Annotated in this window: 19 protein-coding genes; 6 read left to right on the forward strand and 13 right to left on the reverse strand. The window is 69.8% G+C overall.

Going from position 1 to position 16,028, the window contains the following annotated elements:
- Nucleotides 1–76: 76 nt before the first annotated feature.
- The 13 genes from ACWDZ7_RS29170 to ACWDZ7_RS29230 form a co-directional block, all read right to left on the reverse strand.
- A complete protein-coding gene (locus tag ACWDZ7_RS29170; protein ID WP_451801041.1) occupies nucleotides 77–319 on the reverse strand; it encodes a helix-turn-helix domain-containing protein in 243 nt (80 codons plus the stop codon).
- Nucleotides 320–491: 172 nt separating this feature from the next.
- The gene (locus ACWDZ7_RS29175; protein WP_451801042.1) at nucleotides 492–1,637 is read right to left on the reverse strand and encodes a DUF3631 domain-containing protein; all 1,146 of its coding nucleotides are present in this window, start codon (nucleotides 1,635–1,637) and stop codon (nucleotides 492–494) included.
- Nucleotides 1,634–2,002 (reverse strand): hypothetical protein, encoded by a 369-nt coding sequence (locus ACWDZ7_RS29180; RefSeq protein ID WP_451801043.1) that lies wholly within the window; start codon nucleotides 2,000–2,002, stop codon nucleotides 1,634–1,636. Before ACWDZ7_RS29180 ends, ACWDZ7_RS29175 begins: the two co-directional genes overlap by 4 nt.
- Nucleotides 1,999–2,913 (reverse strand): bifunctional DNA primase/polymerase, encoded by a 915-nt coding sequence (locus ACWDZ7_RS29185; protein WP_451801044.1) that lies wholly within the window; start codon nucleotides 2,911–2,913, stop codon nucleotides 1,999–2,001. Before ACWDZ7_RS29185 ends, ACWDZ7_RS29180 begins: the two co-directional genes overlap by 4 nt.
- A 97-nt stretch (nucleotides 2,914–3,010) precedes the next feature.
- Entirely contained in the window at nucleotides 3,011–3,415 is a 405-nt protein-coding gene (locus tag ACWDZ7_RS29190; protein WP_451801045.1) for a hypothetical protein, read from the reverse strand.
- A 9-nt stretch (nucleotides 3,416–3,424) separates the two neighbouring features.
- The gene (locus ACWDZ7_RS29195; RefSeq protein ID WP_451801047.1) at nucleotides 3,425–3,877 is read right to left on the reverse strand and encodes a hypothetical protein; all 453 of its coding nucleotides are present in this window, start codon (nucleotides 3,875–3,877) and stop codon (nucleotides 3,425–3,427) included.
- Nucleotides 3,878–4,079: 202 nt separating this feature from the next.
- Nucleotides 4,080–6,197 (reverse strand): FtsK/SpoIIIE domain-containing protein, encoded by a 2,118-nt coding sequence (locus ACWDZ7_RS29200; protein ID WP_451801048.1) that lies wholly within the window; start codon nucleotides 6,195–6,197, stop codon nucleotides 4,080–4,082.
- Between the two features lie 142 nt (nucleotides 6,198–6,339).
- Entirely contained in the window at nucleotides 6,340–6,657 is a 318-nt protein-coding gene (locus ACWDZ7_RS29205) for a hypothetical protein (RefSeq protein WP_451801049.1), read from the reverse strand.
- Complete coding sequence (locus tag ACWDZ7_RS29210) at nucleotides 6,650–7,006, reverse strand: RRQRL motif-containing zinc-binding protein (RefSeq protein ID WP_451801050.1); 357 nt, start codon at nucleotides 7,004–7,006, stop codon at nucleotides 6,650–6,652. The genes ACWDZ7_RS29205 and ACWDZ7_RS29210 overlap by 8 nt, the downstream gene beginning before the upstream one ends.
- Nucleotides 7,006–7,902, reverse strand: a complete 897-nt coding sequence (locus ACWDZ7_RS29215) for a DUF2637 domain-containing protein (protein ID WP_451801051.1) — start codon at nucleotides 7,900–7,902, stop codon at nucleotides 7,006–7,008. Before ACWDZ7_RS29215 ends, ACWDZ7_RS29210 begins: the two co-directional genes overlap by 1 nt.
- On the reverse strand, nucleotides 7,899–8,087 hold the full coding sequence (locus tag ACWDZ7_RS29220; protein ID WP_451801052.1) for a hypothetical protein: 189 nt from the start codon (nucleotides 8,085–8,087) through the stop codon (nucleotides 7,899–7,901). Before ACWDZ7_RS29220 ends, ACWDZ7_RS29215 begins: the two co-directional genes overlap by 4 nt.
- Nucleotides 8,088–8,142: 55 nt before the next feature.
- A complete protein-coding gene (locus ACWDZ7_RS29225) occupies nucleotides 8,143–8,409 on the reverse strand; it encodes a DUF6284 family protein (protein WP_451801053.1) in 267 nt (88 codons plus the stop codon).
- A 140-nt stretch (nucleotides 8,410–8,549) separates the two neighbouring features.
- Nucleotides 8,550–8,699: a hypothetical protein gene (locus ACWDZ7_RS29230; RefSeq protein WP_451801055.1), complete on the reverse strand. Its 150-nt coding sequence runs from the start codon at nucleotides 8,697–8,699 to the stop codon at nucleotides 8,550–8,552.
- Between the two features lie 495 nt (nucleotides 8,700–9,194).
- Between ACWDZ7_RS29230 and ACWDZ7_RS29235 the strand changes: the two genes are divergently transcribed.
- The 6 genes from ACWDZ7_RS29235 (at nucleotide 9,195) to ACWDZ7_RS29260 (ending at nucleotide 15,996) form a co-directional block, all read left to right on the forward strand.
- Nucleotides 9,195–9,956, forward strand: a complete 762-nt coding sequence (locus ACWDZ7_RS29235; RefSeq protein WP_451801057.1) for a GntR family transcriptional regulator — start codon at nucleotides 9,195–9,197, stop codon at nucleotides 9,954–9,956.
- A 25-nt stretch (nucleotides 9,957–9,981) separates the two neighbouring features.
- Nucleotides 9,982–10,650, forward strand: a complete 669-nt coding sequence (locus ACWDZ7_RS29240; protein WP_451801058.1) for a histone deacetylase — start codon at nucleotides 9,982–9,984, stop codon at nucleotides 10,648–10,650.
- A gap of 207 nt (nucleotides 10,651–10,857) precedes the next feature.
- On the forward strand, nucleotides 10,858–11,964 hold the full coding sequence (gene rlmN / locus ACWDZ7_RS29245; protein ID WP_451801060.1) for a 23S rRNA (adenine(2503)-C(2))-methyltransferase RlmN: 1,107 nt from the start codon (nucleotides 10,858–10,860) through the stop codon (nucleotides 11,962–11,964).
- A gap of 221 nt (nucleotides 11,965–12,185) precedes the next feature.
- The gene (locus tag ACWDZ7_RS29250; protein WP_451801062.1) at nucleotides 12,186–13,271 is read left to right on the forward strand and encodes a thiamine ABC transporter substrate-binding protein; all 1,086 of its coding nucleotides are present in this window, start codon (nucleotides 12,186–12,188) and stop codon (nucleotides 13,269–13,271) included.
- The gene (locus ACWDZ7_RS29255) at nucleotides 13,247–14,935 is read left to right on the forward strand and encodes an ABC transporter permease (protein WP_451801063.1); all 1,689 of its coding nucleotides are present in this window, start codon (nucleotides 13,247–13,249) and stop codon (nucleotides 14,933–14,935) included. Before ACWDZ7_RS29250 ends, ACWDZ7_RS29255 begins: the two co-directional genes overlap by 25 nt.
- On the forward strand, nucleotides 14,935–15,996 hold the full coding sequence (locus tag ACWDZ7_RS29260) for an ABC transporter ATP-binding protein (RefSeq protein WP_451801064.1): 1,062 nt from the start codon (nucleotides 14,935–14,937) through the stop codon (nucleotides 15,994–15,996). The genes ACWDZ7_RS29255 and ACWDZ7_RS29260 overlap by 1 nt, the downstream gene beginning before the upstream one ends.
- Nucleotides 15,997–16,028: the final 32 nt, after the last annotated feature.

A 16,028-nucleotide genomic window follows, 5' to 3' on the forward strand; every position in this document is an offset into this window, starting at 1 on the left:
TGATCCCTTCCTGAGAGCGAGCGGGGAGGGTCACGGCGTGGCCCTCCCCGGGGAGTTGGGTGGTGCTCTGTAGGTGTCAGGCGGCAGCGTCTGTGGTGCGGCACTCCGTGACGTAGGCGCGTACGTCGGTGGGGTCGTAGCGGACGTACTTGCCGATGCGGAATCCGGGCGGGCCGGTGCGCTTCTTGCGCCACTGGTAGACGGTTTCGAGGGGCACGCCGAACATCTCGGCGATGTCGTCGGGGGTGAGGTAGCGGTCTGGAAGTCCGGCGCGGAGTGCCGCGCGCGGGTCGGTCTGCTCGCGTGTGTGGGTGCTCATGGCGTGGCCTCCGTGCGCGGGTGGGGGCGTGCCCCCCTCCTCAGAAGTCCGCTACTTCCGCTACCGCCGCTACTTCGCAGGTCAGGGGCCTGTTGGAGGTAGCGGGAGGGGGTAGCGGTAGCGGGAAGGTAGCGGCAAGCAGTGCTGCTTGCCGCTACCGCATCACTGCTGGTCAAGCCGCGTTTTCGGTGCCGGGTAGCGGAGGTAGCGGACTTTCCGGGGGAGGGGGGCAGTAGCGGGCCCACGCGTCCCAGAGGTCGGCGGTGTAGTAGCCCTTGAGGACGCTTCCGGCGGTCTTGATGTTGCGGGAGGCGATGGGCTCGTTGTCGGCCGTCATGTACTCGGCGAGCATCTTGGACAGGCGCCGGTTGTCGAGCGGCTTGCCGTGGAGGTCGGCCCATGGCGCATCGTCCAGGGCGTTGAGCCGGTCGAGGATGGCGATGGTGGGCAGGCGGTCGATGCCGACCATGACGTGGTCGCGCAGGTCGGTCAGCAGCCGCACGCCCAAGCTGCCTTTGTCGTTGGTTTTGGACGCGGTCACGAGCGTCACGCATGCCTCGCGTGCCCGGCGCGGCCAGTCGCCACCGGCGGCGTCGGCGATGGCGAGCAGCGGTTCCCACACGTCGGCGGGTCGGTCGGTGACGCCGTCGGGCATCTCGGGCCACGCTCCCATGACGACCTCGCGGGCGTGTTCGGCCCATTGCGCGAGCCGGTCACGGAGCTTGTGGCCCTCCACCTCGTGGAGGCGGGCGCGGAAGGGTTCGATGTGCTCGTTGCGGGCCCGTCGGCGCATGCGGATGATGACGGAGCGGGTCATGATCGTGTCCGGCAGGTGCCCAAGTCCGGCGACCGCGACGCCTGCGTACGAGGGGAAGGCCTGAACGGTCTGATTGCCGCCATCGCCAATGCACCGGTAGGTGACCCCGGAGCGGCGGTGGCCCGCGTTGAGGAAGCCGCGCAGTTCCTCGTTGTCGCCTGCCTTGGGCCCGAAGACCGTGTCGATCTCGTCGAAGAGGATCGTGGGTCGTCCGTTGGGGTTGGACACGGACCGGAAAAGGGCGGCGGCGGAGGCGTTGACGGCCGTCATGGGGTCGGGTACGAGGGTTTCCACGATCTCCAGTGCCCGTGACTTGCCCGACCCCGGCTCGGGGGACAGGAAGGCAAGGCGGGGGGTGGAGTCGAAGCAGTCGAGCAGGTGGGCGTGCGCGTCCCACAACGCGACGGCCACGTAGGCGGCTTCGGTGGGGAAGACGTTGAAGCGGCGGTGGAAGGCTTCCACCTCATCCAACAGCGCGGCCCCGTCAGTGGTGTTGGTCATGCGGCGGCCCTTCCTTCCTGGGGAGCGCGCAGGGGACATGCGTCACGGTGGGCGGCGTGGTCGGCGATCAGGGCTTGCACCTTGCCGTGGCCCACGGTGCTGCGGTCACGGCCGCACAGGCACTTGGAGGTGGCGGTGGGCACGGCGCCGCGCGGGGCGCAGATGTGCAGCCACGCGACGGGGAAACGCCCGTCCGGGAGCGGTGGCGTGGCCGCGCGCGGGTCAGGGCGAACGGCAATGGGGACGCCTTCGGCGACGCCCTTCGGGGCGCCCACGGCCGTCCGTGGTCCGCTCGGGTCGGCGGGGCGGGGGCCGGTGGGGGTGCCCGGAATGCTCTTCAGAGGAGGGCGGGGCGGGGCGCTCATGCCGCGTTCCGGCGCTGTTGGTTGTGGGCGATAGACCAGTTCAGGGCGCTGCGCAGGGTCGAGCGGCACTGCGCTGCCGGGAGCCCGGTGGCCTCCCCCGCCTCCTGAAGAGCATCCTCGACCGTCGACCGGGCAAGGTCGCCCCACGCGATGAACCGCCCCAAGGCTCGCGCCGCCGCGAACAACTTCGCCTCGCGCTCCCCGTGTTGGGCCCCGGACACGCTGCGCGTCTCGTTGGCGAGCGCGGTGTCCGCGTATCGGCGGGATTGCGCCGTTACAGCCACTGAGGGGGCCCGAGAGGACTTGGAAGCCGGTTTCAGGATGTTCAGCAGCCACGAGGGCGCCGGGGCCGCCTCAGAGCCGCCCACGGCTTCATAGGTTCCGGCGGGGGTAGTGCTGCCCGCCGCAACGACGTAGCCGCCCCAGGCGCGGGTGTCGACCAACGGGGCGATGGTGCCAGCCGTGTTGGTCAGTCGCACGCCGTGCGGAGCGGCGAAGTACAGGTGCTCCCCGCCGCCCGCGGTCCGGACCCGGTAGACATCGGGGATGGCATGCCCGGCGCGCTCGCAGAGCGCCTTGAAGGTCGTCACGCCGCAAGGCGTGTCCGCACTGCTGTTGTCCTTGGGCATGTCCAGGTCGACGACCAGCAGCCCGGAAGGGCCGGTGGCGATGCCGACGTTGTACGGGGCATGCGACCAGGTGGCGCGGATGCGGTCCGCGTCGGTGGTGGCGCGCTGCTCCCACTTGCGGTGCCCGCTCGCGCACGCGCCGGTGCGGGAGCAGGTGGTTTCGCCGTGCAGGGCGGGCCGCTTGGTTCCGGGGCGGAGCGGGAAGACGTGCCAGCCTTGCTCTGCGGCGTCCAAGGCGGCGTCGAGCAGGCCCTCTCGCCGGTCGTCGGTGGATTGCGTCATGCTGGAGACCTCCACAGGTCTGTAGTGGGCAGGTGGACAAGGGCGGCCCCGGTTCTTTGGCGAGATGCGGGGGCCGCCCTTGGTTGTGCCGGGGCGGTCAGTAGGTGAGGCGCACGGTGTGGGCGAGGACCGGGAAGGTGTCGTCCCACACGTGGCCGCAGTACCGGGCGCCGTACTCGATCAGGGCGTCACACAGGTAGTACTCAGCCTCAGCGGCGCGCATCGGGTTGGGTTCGTCTGTGACCGTGGCGAACGTCCAGCTGCCGAAGTAGTCGCGGGCGTTCGGCTCTGCGTCCAGCAATGCGGCAAGGTGCGCGTCCGCCTCGATGGCGTGGTGGGTGAAGTCGGCGGTCGGCACTGCGTCGGTGTCCCTGGCTCGCGGGTACATCACCCGCTTCAGACGGTCGGGTACCTGTTCGGCCAGGTTCTCGCGTGTCTGGGACGGGATCTGCGACCAGGGCGGCAGGGGGGACCCGTCGGCGCGGGGGTAGTGGGGTGCCATGTGGCTCCTTCAGCCGTGGAAGTGGTTGCGTTTGAAGATGGCTTTGCGGATGTTGAAGGTGTTGCCGCTGCTGTTCGTGCTGAAGATCTGGGCGGCGATCCATCCGCCGAAGATGACTGCGGCCAGGATGATGAGCTGTTGGATGAGCGCGGTGAGCGCGGCGATGAATGTGGTGAGCAGGAGCAGGCCGCCGCAGACTGCGCCGAAGCCGATGCCTCCGAGCGCGATGTTCATCGCCGTGCGTGAGACAGCTGGCTTGGCAGCGATGGCGGGTTCGGGCTTGGTTGCCTCGATCGCGTAGCCGGTGGCGACGCGGCCGTCGGGCAGCACGATGGACTGCACCGCCGCGACATGCCCGTTGGCGGGCACGATCGGAACGGCCTGTGCCGGGACGATCGGGGTGGGGTGGTGGACGGTCACGGCCCGTTCCACGGGCGTGTGCTGCTGGCGTTCGGGATACATGCGGAATCCCTTCTGGCAAGCGTTCAGGGAGGTGAGACACCCCCTGCCGGGGGCGCTGTGGAGGGGGTTTCGGGGATGCCGACCTGCGGGCCTCCCTGACTCCCTGCACGATCATTTGCACAGGTCAAGCCCAGGGAGACAGGGCAGGGAGAGGGTTAGGGAGTTCTCCCTTCCTCCCTGACCCGGCGGGGTGCGGCTCCCTCTAGCCGATCGCGGAAACGGAATCGTCGTCGTCGCGGTTGGCGAGGGCGCGGCGGACGCGGTCGGCGGCCACGACCATGCGGCCGTCGGACTTGTACGGTTCGGCCCCGGTGCCGTGCAGGACGCGCTTGAGGTCGACGAATGACCACTTGCCGTAGGCGTCCGGGGTGAGCGCGGCCAGGCGCTTGAGGACGTCTTGGGTGAGCAGCCGCGGGGCATCGCCGAACACGTCGGCGATGTCGGCCAGCGGGTCGCGCTGCTCGCGCCGGTCAATGGCGTGCAGGGTGGTGACGCCATCACGCAGGGCCTTGGCCCGGTCGATGATGGCTTCGGCTGCGTCGTCGTCGATGTAGTGCGTGCGCACCGTGATGGATGACTGTCCGGCCGGGATGTCGATGCCGCTCGATGCCAGGACCAGGGTGCCCTGGTCCAGCCCCGGACGCAGCAGGTTCGGAGCGGCCCCGCCGTCCACGGCCTTGTCGCCCAGGGCCATGCGGGCCTGGGACTCGGTGCCCAGGGCGAGGGAGGCGCGGGTGTGGGCGCCCTCGCGGACCAGCTTGGGCAGGTTCTCGTTGGTGGGGTCCTGCGTGCCCTGCCACATCAGCACGTTCACCGCGCGCCCCTGGTTGTGAATCTTGCGGACGGCCATGTAGTACCGGGAGTTGGCCTTGGCCCCGCCGTAGGGGCGCTTGTCGGCGTCCTTGAGCGGGCACATGAACGCCACCTGGGCCTCGTCGACCAGCACGATCAGCGCCGGGAAGACGGTGCCAGAAGGGGCCTGGAGGCGGCGGTTCATCTCCTCCACCGCGCCCTCGACCATCTCGGTCACCTCGATGACGTGCTCATCCGTCGGCCCCTGGATCAGGGTGGAGGCGAGGCCGTCGAACATGGCCCAGTCGCCCACGCCCTTGAGGTCGCCCATGAGGAACTGCACCGACTTGTCCAGCGCCAGCCACAGTGCCAGGGAGCGCAGGGCCACGGTCTTGCCCTGGTTGGACAGGCCGGTGATGAGCAGGTGGCGTTGGTACAGGCTCAGTGCGGCTGCGTCGCCGCGCAGGTCCTGACCCCAGGGGGCGCGGCCCTTGGTGTAGTCGGCGGTCATCGTCTCGTCGGTGACCAGCGGGGAGGGGCCGATCGGCTCGTCCAGCGCGCCGGAGTCGGCGATCCACAGGCGGACCGTGCGGGCCGCCTCGGGGAGCGTGATGAACACCTCGTGCTCGTGCCGGGTCAGGTTCTCGGCGAGCTTGCGCCGCTTGTTCTGCACCTCGTTCGTCGACACCCCGGAAGGGAGGGTCACGTCGACTTCGACACCGCATCCGGCGATCCGGATGGGACCGAGCATGGCGGCGCCGGCGTCGCCCATCTCCTTGATGGCGTTGCGCAGCGCCGGGACGCCGAGGTCGCGCAGGGCCTTGACGACGATCGAGGGCGTGATGGGCTCGCCCTCGCCCGATCGGACGTTCGCCGGAAGTGCCCAGTTCGGTGCGGCTTGCTGCTTGCGGCCCACCGACCACAGGGCGAGCAGGGCGAGGAACGGGCCGATCGTGAGGGCGGGGCCCCACACGACCTGCACGATCCGGATGAGCAGGCCGATGAAGTCGATGGTCGCCGCGAGCGGGGTGATGACATCGGTGGCATCCCCGTTGTTGATGGCCATCACGATGCCGAGCGCGACCAGAGTGCCGATGCCCATGCCCGTGCCCACGGCGAGACCTTTGGCGGCGTCGACCGGGGAGTGGAGCAGGTCCATGCGGCGGCGGTGGCGGGCATCGCGGAAGCGCTGCAAGCGCTCCTCCCACTCCTCGGCGACCTCGTAGTTTCCGGCCGCCTCTGCGGCGCGGAGCATGCGCTCATAGCGGGAGCCGGTGCGCCCGTCCCAGGTGCGGCGGGCCACGATCCGCGTGCCGCCCATCACGTACATGCTGTGGCGCACGGCCAACCGGCCCGCCTCACGCGTGCGCTCATCGGTGGCGATCTGGCGCATGGCGCGCCCGGAGCGCACCCACAGCGGCACGGGCGTGGGCGGTGCGGGGTCAGGGACCACGCTCAGCGTGGTCACACTCGCGCTATCGGCGGGAGGGGCGGGGTTCTTGTGCAGGCGAACGACGGTGACACCCATGAGGGGAAAGCTCCTGACTGCACTGGTGGGGCGGAAAGTTGAGGGGGCGCCGGGGTGGCCGGGTCCGTGGCAGGGACGGCCACCCCGAGCAGCCGAAACAGGCGGGCGCGCTACGCGGCGGGACGTGCGCGGGCGGGCGCGGTCACCACCATCCCGAGGACTTCTTGGCGGCCTTGGCCTTGGCGTTGTCGTTGACGATGCGCTGACGCTCGGCTTGCAACGCGAGGATCTCTGCGTTCAGCCGCATCTCGGCCGCGTTCCAGGCGGTGTCGGCCTTGGTCTCGTCGCGGGCGGTGCTCTTGTGCCGCACGACCTTGACCGAGCTGGTGACGATGGCGGAGGCGATGGCGCGTCGCTCGCGGCCGTCCAGCGGCCACATCTCGCGGTTCTGTACGGCGGTCAGCTTGCGGGTCGTCTGCTGGATCTCGCGGTCCAGGCGACGGGTGTCGGGCTTACCCATGGCAAGCACTCCTTGGGAAGTCGGAGGGTTCGGGGTAGGCGCAGGTCACGCACGTGCCGAGCGAGGCGGGGATGACGTAACCCGCATCGCGCCTGCACTGCGGGCAGCGGCGGCGGGCAGCGTTCGCCTTGGCCAGCGCTGCCCATCGCCCCGGGGTCATCGGCCGGACGGGCTTGGCGAGGTCGACGCGGTAGAGGTAGGCGACCAGCGGGCTCCGGCGGCGGCGCGGCCGTTCGAGCTGCGCGGCCACGCACTGACCACCAGGGCGCAGGCCGCGCGCCCGAAGCTGGCGGCGGGTGGCGTAGCCGTCCGGGGCCAGACGCCACCGGAACACCGGCAGCGCAGCCATCACGCGGCCTTGGCCGTGGCGGCGCGTTCGGCGAGGATCGTGTCCCGCAGTGATCGGGCGTTGGCCGGTGAGGTGTGGATGGCGCGGCGGATGCCCTCGCCGGTCACCTTCGCGTCTGGCCAACCGGCCGTCGCCGCCCGTGCTTCGATCAGCAACTGTGCCGGGGTGCGCTTGGGTCGAGTCGGCTTCGCCGCGTCCGGGACGCGGCCGGTGGCGCGGCGCGGACGGGTCGACTCAGCCGCTGCCACGTGCGGCTCGATCGGCACGACCGGGGCCAGGGCGATCGAGGGGAGCGGCTTGGCCGCGAGCGTCGACTTCAGGAAGCCGACGGTCACCGGCCGGGGCAGCACCACCGTGTTCGGGGTGATCGGTGCCGGGGCCGATACTGGCAGGTCAGCCGTAGACCGTTTCATGCTGGTATCGGCCGATTCCTCCGCATTCATCTCTATGGTCGGCTGCTCGATCGAGGTAGGGCGGTGGTGCAGCACCTTGGCGACCAGATCGGACCCGAAGTAGATCGACCCGACCGGCAGCGACGTGGCCAGCAGCACCAGGGCCCAGTTCGCGGGGTCCCAGTCGGCCAGCCGCCCCCAGTCGACCGTGCGGCCGTGCAGCTCCGGCACCAGACCGTGCACGTAGTTCAGGACCAGCGAGGCGCCGGTGTAGGTGCCCAGCACGCGAAGTGCGAACGTCCGGTCGCGTCCGGCGAGTACGAGGGTGGCGACCAGGGCGAGCGCCATCAGGCCATCGACCACGAACGGATACAGCGTCGCCGCCGTGGCGTCGGCACCGACCGCGTTCGCGATGTCCCGCAGCGCGTTCCACGAGACGCGGAACGCCATCCCGACGACCGCGACCAGGGCGAGGACGAGCAGGGTCTTGCCGGTGCGGTTCATGCGGCACCGCCCCTCTGGCGGGCGTGGCGGCGCCAGCCGATGAGCTGCACGGTGAAGCACACGGCGGACACGGCCGCGAGCCACGGCAGGCCCCACACCAGGGAGCCCACCGAAGCGGCGATGGACAGCAGCGCGGCGACGCGGAAGACGATCACGTTCCGGTCGGTGGGGGTCTGCTCGCTCATGCCAGCCCACCCCCGACCGCGATGAGCGCGGCCGACAGGTTCGCTTCGATGGCACTCACGCGCCCACCCCCGAAAAGCCGGTGGCGGCGGTGTTGGCCAGCGTGCGGCGGGCGGCGAGCACCTTGCGCCGCGCCCTGCGGATGCGCCGCTCGTCCAGCTCGGACGGGACACGGTCCAAAATGATGATCTCCGCGTCCAGCAGCTCGATGCCCGCCTCAATGAGGGGCATCTCCAGCTCGATGGCGTCCAGCTCAGCGGCCGTCGGCCCGCCCTTGATCTCGTCGGCGGTAACGGCCGCCTGAAGTGCAGCGATGTGCTTCATGGGTCGTGTTCTCCCTAGCAGGTGGCAACGGCCCCAACAGAGCCCCCGGAGTTGCACCTCCGGGGGCTCACGCCGTTGTGGTGGAAGCCGCGCGGGAAGCGGCGCGGCACGGCCGCCAGAGCGGCGACCGAAGCGGTGTCCTACTTGCTGCGGCCGTCCGCGATGTACACGTTGCCGCTGTCGTCGGTGACGGCCTGGCCCGGCTCGACGGTGAACGACTCGTCGACCTCCAAGCCCTGCTCCTGCGGAGTGACCATCTCCCCATCGCGGAAGCCAAATACGAGGCCCATCGGGATTCCCCCCTCTAGATCGCTGAAGTCGGCTGATCCGGCTCCCTCGAAGGAGTCGGGAACGCGGCTTCACCGGTGCCTCGCTGCCGCGAGGCACCGGTCCCGAGCCGGAGAATCGGGCGCGTCATCTTCACTGCTCTGACGCCAGCAGGGCAGCGCGCACCAGGTGGCATCGGAAGGGCTGCCCCCCAGTGATGGAGGGATGATCCCGACCGATGTTCTCCAGAGCTGACACGCAGGGCAGGACATGTACACCTGCCGCGAAGTGGCTGCCGGCGACCATCACCCGGGCCGCAGCGGGGACGGGGACTCTCACCCCGTCGACTTGTCGCGCTGTTCAGTTCTCAAGGAACGACCGGCATAAAGACTGACTCATCGGTGTTGGTGGTGTTGTACCAACAACTCGATGTCCTGAGATTGCACCACGACGTTGGAGTCGTCAAGGCGTTCCGCGTATGTTGTTGGCACAAGTCAGCCAACTAGCAGGGAGGCACCGTGAGGGAGCAACGCCCGAGGTACCACCGAATCGCCGATGACCTGCGAGGACAGATCGAGCGGGGTGAGCTGAAGGCCGGTGAGCAGCTCCCGACGGAGTACGAACTAGTAGAGCGCTACGAAGCGAGTCGCAACACGGTCCGGTTGGCCCTACGGCGTCTGACGGAAGAGGGGCTGGTCATCGCTGGTCAGGGACGGGGCAGCTTTGTTCGCCGTCGCCTGACTCCAGCGGTCTGGGACTGGTCGGTATTGGAGTCGCGGGCGCGTCACAAGTCAGATGAGCGTGGCGACCAGTGGGCCAGCATCGTGGCCGAAAGTGGTCGTCAGCCCCGGCAGGAAGTCCGTGTTTCCATCCGCCGCCCGTCTGCTGAGATCGCTGAACGACTGGAGCTGGACCCCGAGACCGCTCTGACCGTGGTTCGGGAGCGGGTGCGCATAGTGGATCAGGACCCGTACGCGCTGGCAGACTCCTACTTCCCCGAGGAACTGGTTCGCGGCACGCCTCTCATGCTGCCGGAAGATGTCTCCGCGCCCGGCGGGGTACTCGCCAGCGTCGGTCTCATCCAGGCTCGCTACCGAGACGAGATCACCGTACGGATGCCGACGCGTGCAGAGATCGAGAAGTTGTCCCTGCCCTCGGCTACTCCCATCGCCGTGCACATGCGCACGGGTTACGACGAAAACGACAAGCCCCTTCGGGTAATGGTCACCATCCTCCCGGGAGATCGTCATGTCATCAGGTACGACGTTTCGGCGGAATGAGCGCGCCGCACAGGAGAGAGCCAGCGTGAAGGCCCTGCGAAGTATCGACTCGACACTGCCGCGCGATCGGCATCCCGAGCGAGTTTGGTACACCTCCTACGGCTCGAACATGCACCTCGATCGACTGGCCGCCTACATCCGAGGCGGCCGTCCACCTGGCGCAGCGAAGGACTACCCGGGGTGCCGCAACCCCGCCATGCCCGCGCAATCCATCCCTGTCGAGCTGACCGGAGCGATGTACTTCGCGACCGAGTCACCCGTGTGGGGAGGCGGTAGAGCCTTCTACGACCCTCGCGCGAGCGGGCGCGTCCTGGCCAGGGCTCACCTGGTGACCGTTGAGCAGTTCGCGGATATCGCGGCTCAGGAGATGTACCGCGAGCCGGGGGGCGACCTGGATCTGACGCACGCGCTCGCGCGGGGGCGCGACGTGCTGGGAGAAGGTCGCTACGAAACGCTGGTGTGCGCTGGTCAAGTCGACCGCATGCCCGTTCTGACCTTCACGGCCCCTTGGGGCATGGATGACGTTCAGTGGGTCCCTCCGTCACCCGCCTACGTACGCTTTCTGGCCTCAGGTCTGTTGTCGGCTGGCGCGTGGGATACGGAAGCGGTTGCGTCATACGTCGCGGCCTGTCCCGGCGCGGCTGGCCACTGGTCCGAAGAGGGCATCGCTGATCTGCTGAGTAGCGGTCTGTAAGGACCTTGTGCTGCCATCCCTGTGGGCCCCGGGCGCGAGGGCCCGGACGGCATGCCAGAGGCTGTTTCCGCAGCTCAGCGCGAATGCGTCGGGCCGTCTGGGGGCCGTCCTAGGTCGGCCCACAGCGACCAACAACGACCAATGACAACCGTCACCGATGTGCGCTGACCTGGTCTACCTCTGGCCGTCTGCGACACTGGGTGGACCATGCCTGTACCCGGAGAACTCACCTTCGTCGCGCCCCGCGGAGCCAAGAAGCCCCCGCGGCACCTCGCCGACCTCACGCCCGCCGAGCGCAAGGAAGCCGTCGCCGCCATCGGCGAGAAGCCGTTCCGTGCCAAGCAGCTCTCGCAGCACTACTTCGCGCGGTACGCCCACGACCCGGCCGAGTGGACCGACATCCCCGCCGGTGCGCGCGACAAGCTTCGGGAAGCGCTGCTGCCCGACCTGATGTCCGTGCTGCGGCACATCAGCTGTGACGACGACACCACGCGCAAGACCCTGTGGCGGCTCTTCGACGGGACGCTCGTCGAGTCGGTGCTCATGCGCTACCCCGACCGGGTCACCATGTGCATCAGCTCCCAGGCGGGCTGCGGTATGAACTGCCCGTTCTGCGCCACCGGGCAGGCCGGTCTCGACCGGAACCTGTCGACGGGCGAGATCGTGCACCAGATCGTCGACGGCATGCGCGCGCTGCGGGACGGCGAGATTCCCGGCGGGCCCGCGCGGCTCTCCAACATCGTCTTCATGGGCATGGGGGAGCCGCTGGCCAACTACAACCGCGTGACCGGCGCCATCCGCCGCCTCACCGACCCGGAGCCGGACGGCCTCGGCCTCTCGCAGCGCGGGATCACCGTGTCGACGGTGGGCCTCGTGCCCGCCATCCACCGGTTCTCCGACGAGGGCTTCAAGTGCCGCCTCGCGATCTCGCTGCACGCGCCGGACGACGACCTGCGCGACACCCTCGTGCCGGTCAACACGAGGTGGAAGGTGCGGGAGGTGCTCGACGCGGGCTGGGAGTACGCCGCCAAGTCGGGGCGCCGCCTCTCCATCGAGTACGCGCTGATCCGCGACATCAACGACCAGGCGTGGCGCGGTGACCGCCTGGGCCGGCTGCTCAAGAGCAAGCCGGTGCACGTCAACCTCATTCCGCTGAACCCGACGCCGGGCTCGAAGTGGACGGCCTCGCGGCCCGAGGACGAGAAGGCGTTCGTGGAGGCCATCGCCGCCCATGGTGTGCCGGTGACGGTCCGGGACACCCGGGGCCAGGAGATCGACGGGGCGTGCGGGCAGCTCGCCGCGGCCGAGAGGTAGTCTGGCGGGCGTACACACATCTGCATATTCCGACAGGGGAGCGCCACAGCGCTGAGAGTGCGGCACCTTGGACAGGTGGGCCGCAGACCCTCTGAACCTCGCCCAGGTCATTCTGGGTAGGAAGTTCGGGCACGACTCAAGCTGTTGCGCCCTGCCCGCGGGCCTCTCCGGTCGGCGGGCAGGGCCGCGTCTCTTCCTGGTCTCCCAGGAGGAAGTTTTCAGTGAGGACTACCAAGAAGGTCACGTTCACCGCCGTCGCGGTGGGCGTCGGGCTCGTCGCGGTCTCGGCGTGCGGCGGCTCCGACAGTGATTCCACCAAGGCCGGCTCCAAGAGCGTCACGCTCGTCAGCCACGACTCCTTCAACGTCTCCAAGGACGTACTGAAGGAGTTCGAGAAGCGGTCCGGCTACAAGGTCCGCGTCCTCAAGGACGGCGACGCGGGCGCCGCCGTGAACAAGGCGATCCTCTCCAAGGACAACCCGCAGGGCGATGTCTTCTTCGGCGTCGACAACACGCTGCTCTCGCGCGCGCTCGACAACGGCCTCTTCCAGTCGTACGAGGCCAAGGGCTCGGAGAAGACCAAGCCGGAGTTCCGGGTCGATCAGGGCAAGCACCGGGTGACGCCCGTCGACAGCGGTGACATCTGCGTCAACTACGACAAGAAGTACTTCGCCGACAAGAAGCTGGCGCCGCCGAAGACCTTCGAGGACCTCGCCGAGCCCGCCTACAAGAACCTCCTCGTGACCGAGAACGCCGCGACGTCCTCGCCCGGGCTCGGCTTCCTGCTCGGCACCGCCGCGAAGTACGGCGACAAGGGCTGGCAGAGCTACTGGAACAAGCTCAAGGCCAACGGCGTCAAGGTCGTCGACGGCTGGGAGCAGGCCTACAACGAGGAGTTCTCCGGGTCCGCCGGCGGCAAGAAGGCCAAGGGCGACCGGCCCCTCGTCGTCTCCTACGCCTCCTCCCCGCCCGTCGAGGTGCTCTACGCGAAGCCGCAGCCCAAGGAGGCGCCGACCGGCGTCGCGACCGGCACGTGCTTCCGGCAGGTCGAGTACGCGGGTCTGCTCAGCAACGCGAAGAACACCAAGGGCGGCAAGGCGCTCCTCGACTTCCTCGCGGGCAAGGAGTTCCAGGAGGACATGCCGCTGAACATGTTCGTGAACCCGGTGCGCGAGGACGCCGAGCTGCCCGAGCTGTTCACGGAGCACGGCGTGACGGTCGACAAGCCCCAGACCATGGACCCGAAGAAGATCGCCGACAACCGTGAGCCGTGGATCAAGTCGTGGACCTCGCTCGTACTGAAGTGAAGGCGGGGCCCCGCAGGGGCCTGAGCCGCGGGAGCGCGGCGCGGCTCGGTCTGATGGCCGTGCCCGTCGCCTTCTTCGCGGTCTTCTTCGCCTACCCGGTCACGGCGATCGTCGCGCGCGGACTGCACATCGACGGAGTGTGGCGGTTCGGGCGGATCGCGGACGTGCTCGGGCAGTCCGACATCCGGCATGTGCTGTGGTTCACGACCTGGCAGGCGCTCGCGTCGACCGCGCTCACGCTGCTGATCGCGCTCCCCGGCGCGTATGTCTTCGCGCGCTTCGACTTCCCCGGCAAGCAGGTGCTGCGGGCCGTCGTCACCGTGCCGTTCGTGCTGCCCACGGTCGTCGTGGGTACGGCCTTCCTCGCGCTGCTCGGACGAGGCGGGCTCCTCGACGAGCTGTGGGGCGTGCGCCTGGACACCACCGTGTGGGCGATCCTGCTCGCGCACGTCTTCTTCAACTACGCCGTCGTCGTCCGCACGGTCGGCGGGCTCTGGTCGCAGCTCGACCCGCGGCAGGAGGAGGCCGCGCGGGTGCTCGGCGCCTCGCGCTGGACGGCCTGGCGGACGGTGACGCTGCCCGCGCTCGGACCGGCGGTGGCCGCGGCCGCGCTCATGGTCTTCCTCTTCACCTTCACCTCCTTCGGCGTCGTGCAGATCCTCGGCGGACCCGCGTACTCCACGCTCGAAGTCGAGATCTACCGGCAGACCGCCCAGCTCCTCGACCTGCCGACCGCCGCCGTACTGACGATCGTGCAGTTCGCGGCGGTGGGGCTGATCCTCGCCGTCCACGGGTGGACGGCGAGGCGGCGCGAGAGCGCGCTGAAACTGGTCGACGCCTCGGCCGTCGCGCGACGCCCGCGCGGGGCGGGGCAGTGGTCGCTGCTCGGCCTGGTCATGGCCACCGTCGCGGTGCTGATCCTGCTGCCGCTCGGGGTGCTGGTCCAGCGCTCCTTCGACGGGCCCGACGGCTTCGGATTCGCGTACTACAAGGAGCTGACCTCGGCGGACGGCGGCGCCTTCCTCGTGCCGCCGATCGAGGCGATCTGGAATTCGCTCCAGTACGCGGTCGTGGCCACCGCCATCGCGGTCGTCGTCGGGGGTCTTGCGGCCGCCGCTCTCACTCGCCGTGCCGGTCGTCTCGTACGCGGCTTCGACGCGCTGCTCATGCTGCCGCTCGGGGTCTCCGCGGTGACCGTCGGCTTCGGGTTCCTGATCACATTGGACGAGCCGCCGCTCGATCTGCGGGACACCTGGATCCTGGTCCCGCTCGCCCAGGCCCTGGTGGGCGTTCCCTTCGTCGTACGCACCATGCTGCCCGTCCTGCGCGCGGTCGACGGACGGCTCCGCGAGGCGGCGGCCGTGCTCGGGGCCTCCCCGCTGCGGGCCTGGCGGGAGGTCGACCTGCCGATGGTGCGGCGGGCGCTGCTGATCGCCGCCGGGTTCGCCTTCGCCGTGTCGCTCGGCGAGTTCGGGGCGACCGTGTTCATCGCGCGGCCCGACAACCCGACGCTGCCGGTGGCCGTGGCGCGGCTGCTCGGGCGGGCCGGGGACCTCAACTACGGGCAGGCGATGGCCCTCTCGACGATTCTCATGGTGGTGTGCGCGGTGTCCCTGCTGCTCCTGGAACGCATCCGGACCGACCGCACCTCGGGGGAGTTCTGATGACGACCGCCTTGCTGAGCCTGCGTGACGCGACAGTGCGGTTCGGGGCTCGGGCCGCGCTCGACGCGGTGGACCTGGAGGTCGCCGAGCACGAGATCGTCTGTGTGCTCGGGCCGAGCGGCAGCGGCAAGTCGACGCTGCTGCGGGTGGTGGCCGGGCTCCAGTCGCTCGACGCGGGGCGGATCGAGCTCGGCGGCCGCGACCAGCGCGGGGTGCCCGCGCACAAGCGGGGCGTCGGCCTGATGTTCCAGGACCACCAGCTCTTCCCGCAGCGCGACGTGGCGGGGAACGTCGCCTTCGGGCTGCGCATGCGCGGCGCGTCGCGGGTCGAACAGGCCGAGCGCGTCGCGGAGTTGCTGGAGCTCGTCGGGCTGCCGAAGGCGCAGCGGCGCGCGGTGGCCTCGCTGTCCGGCGGCGAGCAGCAGCGGGTCGCGCTCGCGCGTGCGCTGGCGCCGCGGCCGCGGCTGCTGATGCTGGACGAGCCGCTCGGGCAGCTCGACCGCTCGCTGCGGGAGCGGCTCGTCGTCGAACTGCGCGAACTCTTCGACGAGTTGGGTACGACCGTCCTCGCCGTCACGCACGACCAGGGCGAGGCCTTCGCGCTCGCCGACCGGGTCGTCGTCATGCGCGACGGGCGGATCGCCCAGTCCGGCACGCCTCTTGAGGTGTGGCAGCGCCCGGCGGACGAGTTCGTCGCGCGGTTCCTCGGCTTCGACAACGTCGTCGACGCGACGGTCACCGGCGGGACGGCCGACACGCCGTGGGGCAAGATCCCCGTACCGGCGGGCGCCCCTGTCGGCCGGCGCAAGATCCTGGTGCGCCCCGCCGGGGTGCGGCTCCTCCCCGCCGACCAGGGGCTGGCGTGCGAGGTGACGGCCCGCACCTTCCGCGGCACCCATGTCGCGCTGCATCTCCAGCCGAAGGAGGGGCCGCGCCTGGAGGCGGCGTGCGCGCTGCGGCAGGCACCGGAGGTGGGGGAGGCGGTCGGCGCCGGCTTCGACGCGGGGGACGTGGTCATCCTCGGAGAAGCAGGCGTGGATACGAGTGTGGCGGCGCCGTGAGTCACGGGCGTGGATACGAGTGTGGTGGCGCC

The sequence above is a fragment of the Streptomyces sp. NPDC003032 genome, from assembly GCF_053591415.1.

Excerpts from the sequence above, each read along its gene's own strand:
- ACWDZ7_RS29170 (WP_451801041.1), bottom strand. The coding sequence starts at position 319 with ATGAGCACCCACACACGCGAGCAGACCGACCCGCGCGCGGCACTCCGC.
- ACWDZ7_RS29175 (WP_451801042.1), bottom strand. The coding sequence starts at position 1,637 with ATGACCAACACCACTGACGGGGCCGCGCTGTTGGATGAGGTGGAAGCC.
- ACWDZ7_RS29180 (WP_451801043.1), bottom strand. The coding sequence starts at position 2,002 with ATGAGCGCCCCGCCCCGCCCTCCTCTGAAGAGCATTCCGGGCACCCCC.
- ACWDZ7_RS29185 (WP_451801044.1), bottom strand. The coding sequence starts at position 2,913 with ATGACGCAATCCACCGACGACCGGCGAGAGGGCCTGCTCGACGCCGCC.
- ACWDZ7_RS29190 (WP_451801045.1), bottom strand. The coding sequence starts at position 3,415 with ATGGCACCCCACTACCCCCGCGCCGACGGGTCCCCCCTGCCGCCCTGG.
- ACWDZ7_RS29195 (WP_451801047.1), bottom strand. The coding sequence starts at position 3,877 with ATGTATCCCGAACGCCAGCAGCACACGCCCGTGGAACGGGCCGTGACC.
- ACWDZ7_RS29200 (WP_451801048.1), bottom strand. The coding sequence starts at position 6,197 with ATGGGTGTCACCGTCGTTCGCCTGCACAAGAACCCCGCCCCTCCCGCC.
- ACWDZ7_RS29205 (WP_451801049.1), bottom strand. The coding sequence starts at position 6,657 with ATGGGTAAGCCCGACACCCGTCGCCTGGACCGCGAGATCCAGCAGACG.
- ACWDZ7_RS29210 (WP_451801050.1), bottom strand. The coding sequence starts at position 7,006 with ATGGCTGCGCTGCCGGTGTTCCGGTGGCGTCTGGCCCCGGACGGCTAC.
- ACWDZ7_RS29215 (WP_451801051.1), bottom strand. The coding sequence starts at position 7,902 with ATGAACCGCACCGGCAAGACCCTGCTCGTCCTCGCCCTGGTCGCGGTC.
- ACWDZ7_RS29220 (WP_451801052.1), bottom strand. The coding sequence starts at position 8,087 with ATGAGCGAGCAGACCCCCACCGACCGGAACGTGATCGTCTTCCGCGTC.
- ACWDZ7_RS29225 (WP_451801053.1), bottom strand. The coding sequence starts at position 8,409 with ATGAAGCACATCGCTGCACTTCAGGCGGCCGTTACCGCCGACGAGATC.
- ACWDZ7_RS29230 (WP_451801055.1), bottom strand. The coding sequence starts at position 8,699 with ATGGGCCTCGTATTTGGCTTCCGCGATGGGGAGATGGTCACTCCGCAG.
- rlmN (WP_451801060.1), top strand. The coding sequence starts at position 10,858 with ATGCCTGTACCCGGAGAACTCACCTTCGTCGCGCCCCGCGGAGCCAAG.
- ACWDZ7_RS29260 (WP_451801064.1), top strand. The coding sequence starts at position 14,935 with ATGACGACCGCCTTGCTGAGCCTGCGTGACGCGACAGTGCGGTTCGGG.